This window comes from Nitrospira sp. BLG_1 (assembly GCF_047338595.1).
Taxonomy (GTDB): Bacteria; Nitrospirota; Nitrospiria; order Nitrospirales; family Nitrospiraceae; genus Nitrospira_D.
In genome coordinates, this window is record NZ_JBLFBO010000082.1 from 1 (window position 1) to 5,288 (window position 5,288).

Below are 5,288 nucleotides of genomic sequence, written 5' to 3' on the forward strand. Positions count from 1 at the left end.
CACTGGGCACCGTGGATCCCATTCCAGCCACCAGTGCCGCCATGGCCCCGGCAACTACAAATTGTTTCCACCGCCTCACATTATGTCCCTTCATACTGATGCCCTCCCTTGTGAGTAATAAGAAACCACCGCCCACCTACTTGCGTAGAAAACCTTGCCCCCTAGGAAGTTGGCGCCGACTATGCCTAAGTCCTCAAAACAAAGCAAGAAATTTTTCGTATGTAGCTGAACTGTATCGACTATACATCAGTAGTTGTGCTTGTCCAAACACATAGTAAAAACGAACGGTGCCGGTACTGAATCTGGCATTCTCGTCATACCAGACCATGCTCCACGCACGAAGTGACTTCAGCTCATCTCACCCACGAAACCAAGCGCGCACAGCATTCACGCCTTAGAATTCGGCCTGCTGTAAAGCAATCCTTGTACCCCACGTCGTGGCACGTGGAGAATATACTGTCCGAGAATAGACAAAGATTGATACGGGTGAAATTTCCGTCTGCAAAAAAACAGAAGTTTGAGAGGATAACCTATTGATAAGTAAACGCCAGATAGAAGAAGTTCGTTATCCTTCTATCTGGCGTTCTAAGCAGCAATCGATAGAAGTCTATCGGTTGGGCTGAGGCGTGTAACGAAGGTACGGCTTTATTGTCGTGAAGCCTTTAGGAAACAGGTGTTGCGCTTCTGCATCACCTACTGCGGGAGTAATGATGCAATCTTCGCCGTCCTTCCAGTTGGCCGGAGTGGCCACTTTATATTTCGACGTGAGTTGCAACGAATCGATAACACGCAGTAGCTCATCGAAGTTCCGACCACAGGAGGCCGGGTAGGTCAATGTCAGCTTCACCTTCTTATCCGGGCCAATGATGAAGACCGACCGTACCGTCATGTTGTCGATCGCATTCGGGTGAATCATGTCATAGAGTGTCGCGACCTTCTTATCCGGATCCGCGATGATGGGATAGTTCATCGTCGTCTTTTGCGTCTCGTTGATATCGCTGATCCACCCCTTATGCGAATCCATGGGATCCACACTCACGGCAATCACCTTCACCCCTCGTTTCTTGAATTCCGGAGAGATCTTGGCGACCGTGCCTAACTCTGTCGTACAGACCGGAGTGTAATCCTTGGGATGGGAAAACAGAATGCCCCACCCGTTCCCCAACCATTCATGAAAATTAATCGTCCCCTCTGTCGTCTCCGCCGTAAAATTCGGCGCGTCATCGCCCAATCGAATCGCCATATGACACCTCCTTAAAATCGTATCGGCATAAAACTGATCCTCACTCGACCATGTGTCGTTACCATACTGTGTCGCAACAGCCGAGTTCAAGGGGCTGAGAGACGGAACGGACACCCTTCTCAACTGCGACTGGCCCGCGTACGCCATCAGACTCGGCTTCATACTCAAGTTCCGTGAATCCCAACCGATATGACTCCTGAGTACCCTTAATGGAGTAGGACTATGGACTCGGACTCCTCCCGTACAAAGCTCCGTATTTCCAAAGACCCGATGTACTTGCTGCTCCGCGAAGGGTGCATCAAGGAATTCAATGCCAAGAAAGCCGCTGGGGACAAATGCGATCTCCGAGGGTGTGATCTACGCGGGCTTGATCTTCGGGGGCTTGATGCCGATGGACTGGACTTCAGCGATTGCTATTTCCGACAATCCGATCTGCGAGGTGTGGACTTAAGCAAGGCCAACCTAGACGGAGCCAGCATCAATGCGTGCAAGATTTCAGGAGTCCTCTTTCCGGCAGCACTCGGCGCCTCAGAAATTGAGCTTTCTCTCCTCCATGGTACGCGCATGCGATACAGCCCGAAGTAACAGGATGACCTCGATCCAGTGAGCCGTATCTAGCAAAAATGTTTCTCGATATACGAACGTCATACGAACGGCGCCCCATCAACAGCGCACCGTTATGAACCGGCGGCGAGTGCCAATTGAGTGCGCACCTTCTCATGGCCTGACTCCGCAGCTCCTGAATCCAGGAGAACGACCCGTTGGTCGGTCAACCGCCCACTTTCCAGCAGCAGGTCGCGAACCGCTTCCCCACGTTGTCGAGCCAACGCCTCTAACTCAGCATCAGAGATCGTGATCGCTGCGGCCACTCGTTGCTTCATCTCCTCTATGGTCGGCTGGGTAGACTCCGTCATAGTGGAATCGGGCGAAGGAAGTTTGGCATACAATTTTTCTATCAGCCGTTGTTCGTCCCGAGAGGAAAGCGTATCCCCTGTCGCACCACGAGACTTTCCGCTCATCTCCAAGAGTTGCTCATGGAGCTTCCTCGTCTGAAGAGCCGTCCGATCCAGCGTCGTATCGAACGTGCCTTTCACATCCAATCGAAGTCCGGCTCGCTCATCGAGCGCCGTCTCCAAGGCCTCAAGCTTCTTCATATCCTCGTCGGTCAACGATGCGCTGCCTGGTTGGAACTCGATGAACTGCAGGCCTTCTTCATCCTCCCCCCCACCTGGCACCAACTTGCCCATTAATGAAAACGGCGACGCAACCACTTTGGTCAGGAGATTAAGTAACGTCGAGATCACGACCTTGCCATACTTGAAGTCCGGGTCATTGAGGTTCCCACGAATCGGCATATCGATCTCAATCTGACCCTTGCGATCCTTCAGCAGTCCTACAACCAGCGGGACAGGTAGCGAGGTAGCGTCCGGACTATTGGTCTTCTCACCAAACGTGAGTTGATCGACATGGACCAGATTCTCGGCCTCCAATATTTTTTGTGACACCTTGTACTTCAGGTCGAGCGACAACTTCCCTTTTGATAACCCATACCCCACATACTTACCGCTGTACGGGCCACCCGGTCTCAGATCCATACCAGCCAGCGTGATGACCACGTCCGTGAAGGCATCCTCACTCAACGGGTTGATCTTTCCGACGATCTTAAACGGCGCAGTTCGTCCAACTTTTCCGGCCAGATTGACGTCGGCTTTCTTGAGCTGCTTGGAGGATAGTCCTTTGATGGTCCCGCCGAAATCAGTGAGACCAGTCTTGACCTTTGGATCAATCGACTGATCCTCGAACGTCGCGGCCAACTTCACCAGCTTGACCTGATCAATCGTGACAGGCACTGGCTCCGCCGGCTTGGTTTGTGGTTGATCGCCTCCGGGCTTCTTCTGAGCCGGCGCCTGATCAGTCGGCGGAGACGAGACGGCAAGCCGTGAGAAATTCAGTGTCCCGTCGCTCCCGATGACAATCTGTGCGCTTGGTTCTTGCCAGACGATTTCTGCAATCTTTACTGCGGTTGGCTCAACATCCAGTACGATACGATTGATGTTCAGCGCCTTCCACGCCACGGCATCGGTCAGAACATTTTTCTCCGCGACCGCCAGCTGACCCACCCCAAGATTCCCCTGAAACTGGACCATGGGCGCGTTCGCATGTTCCTTGGCAAAATGCACCGCCCCATCAAGATCAATCGCACCGTCCCGCACGTCGGCATTAAGAAACTGATCCAGATAGGGTTGAAAGGGACGAATTTCGATGTGCTCCAATTTAAGATCTGCATCAGCCGTCACCGGTTCGACCGTCACCGTTCCTTTCACCCCGATCGACCCGGTCTCATTTAGCTTCAGCGACAGATCGACCGGCAGCGGCTTCTTGAACGGAATCTGCACATCCTTCACGGTCAGATTCATCGCGTCAATATCGACGTGAGCAGGCTTGGCAAGCGTCCGGTCCTCATACGAGGCATGGTAGTTTTTCAGTCCGACTTCGTCGACTGTGATCGTCCAAGGTTTGGCGGGCTTCTCCGGCTTGGCGTTCGTCGACGACGGTGGACCTGTGGTTTCCTTTCCACCCACAGGCGTAAATAGAGTTTGATAATTGACTACGCCGTTCGGGGCCATCCAGACATCGAACCGCGCATCGGCTGAATGCACCTTGGCAACGTCAATGGTCTGTTGATGCAAATCCAGTTGAATCCCCTCCACGTTGAACACCGGCACGGTCACCACCGGATCAATGCCACCCCGCTCCACGATGGTCAAATCGTCAATCGAAACCTTTCCATTCTTCACCGTCACCTGGGGAGTCTGACCACGAAGATCGAAATGGTACGAAGCGGAGAGACCAAGGTCACCCTGATTAACATCGAACTGAAACTGCTCCTGCACGGCTTGATACAACACCTTGAGCCTGATCCCCGATACATTCAGCTGACCATCGGATTCCAGCGGCTCCAGAAAGATATTCCCTTCCCAAGAAATCTTGCCATTTTTTCCGATCTCCGCCGTAAAGGCATGGGCGTTCTCACTTCCCTCGACTTGAACCGTGCTGAAGTTTCGTAGCACGATCCCAAATGGCACGACGTCGATCACCACTGGCCTCGGCTTCGAGTCATCTCGATACTCGATAATGCCCTTCCCGATATCCAACAGATCAATCTGCACCGGCATCAACTTTTTGGGTTCACCGGCCGGTTGAGGAGATGGTTGGGCCTTCTCATCCTCGGGTGGAACCAACGACATCAGATTCAGCTTGCCATCCGAATTGACCTTGGCAGCTACAAACGGCATCGTAAGATGAATCTCATCGAACGCCATCTTCTGCAAGAACAGGGAGGCTGCACTCACATTCACGAACAATTCCTCAAATCCGAGCATCGGCGTCTCGTTCTGCTCCTGCACTTCCAACCCAGTGAGACGGACCGACAGCGCAAACGGATTGAACGCCGCGTCGCGCAGCAGAATCGGATGCTTGATTTGCTCGGAAACCGTGGGGACAACGTATGACTTGATCAGATAGGGCAACAGAATAAACCCTACGAGAGCATAGAGAGCAATGAGGCCGACCAGAGCACCAATCAAAACTCGAGGTTGGAGGATTTTGCGCATGCAATACCAGCTGCTGGCAGAGTAAGTATGAGAACTAAACTATAGGTGAACCGACTGCGGAATGTCCACTGGGGGAATATCCCTCTTTCGCAGTGGAATTCTATGATCGGAGAATACAACTTCCTGCCTACGGCACTCGCAACAATACGCCGCACTAGCGGGATTGAGCTACGGGCAACAGTATCGATACGAACGATACGCAGGCCAGAGGCACTCCCGAAATACACTTTTCGATGGGGATATCGGGTCGCCCAATGGCAGTACTACGGTGCCGGCGCGAGGAGAAGAAAACTCACATTCAAACACTTGCGGTGTTTATCCGCGCGCAGTAGATCCATGAAGCGAAAAAAAGCGCGCAGCACGAGCAAGCTTGGTTTGGTGCGCCCGGCTGGAATCGAACCAGCGACCCTCAGCTTAGAAGGCTGATGCTC

The 5,288-nt window shown here is 52.9% G+C and carries 3 protein-coding genes; 1 reads left to right on the forward strand and 2 read right to left on the reverse strand.

Translation table 11 applies throughout. The annotated features are described in order from the left end of the window. Positions 1–607: 607 nt before the first annotated feature. Positions 608–1,243: a peroxiredoxin gene (locus ACMTNU_RS20015; RefSeq protein ID WP_413937059.1), complete on the reverse strand. Its 636-nt coding sequence runs from the start codon at positions 1,241–1,243 to the stop codon at positions 608–610. A 222-nt stretch (positions 1,244–1,465) separates the two neighbouring features. Here ACMTNU_RS20015 and ACMTNU_RS20020 point away from each other — a divergent pair, with 222 nt between their 5' ends. Continuing rightward, the gene (locus tag ACMTNU_RS20020) at positions 1,466–1,828 is read left to right on the forward strand and encodes a pentapeptide repeat-containing protein (RefSeq protein ID WP_413937060.1); all 363 of its coding nucleotides are present in this window, start codon (positions 1,466–1,468) and stop codon (positions 1,826–1,828) included. A 92-nt stretch (positions 1,829–1,920) separates the two neighbouring features. Here ACMTNU_RS20020 and ACMTNU_RS20025 read toward each other — a convergent pair whose 3' ends face one another. Further along, positions 1,921–4,857, reverse strand: a complete 2,937-nt coding sequence (locus ACMTNU_RS20025; protein WP_413937061.1) for a DUF748 domain-containing protein — start codon at positions 4,855–4,857, stop codon at positions 1,921–1,923. Positions 4,858–5,288: the final 431 nt, after the last annotated feature.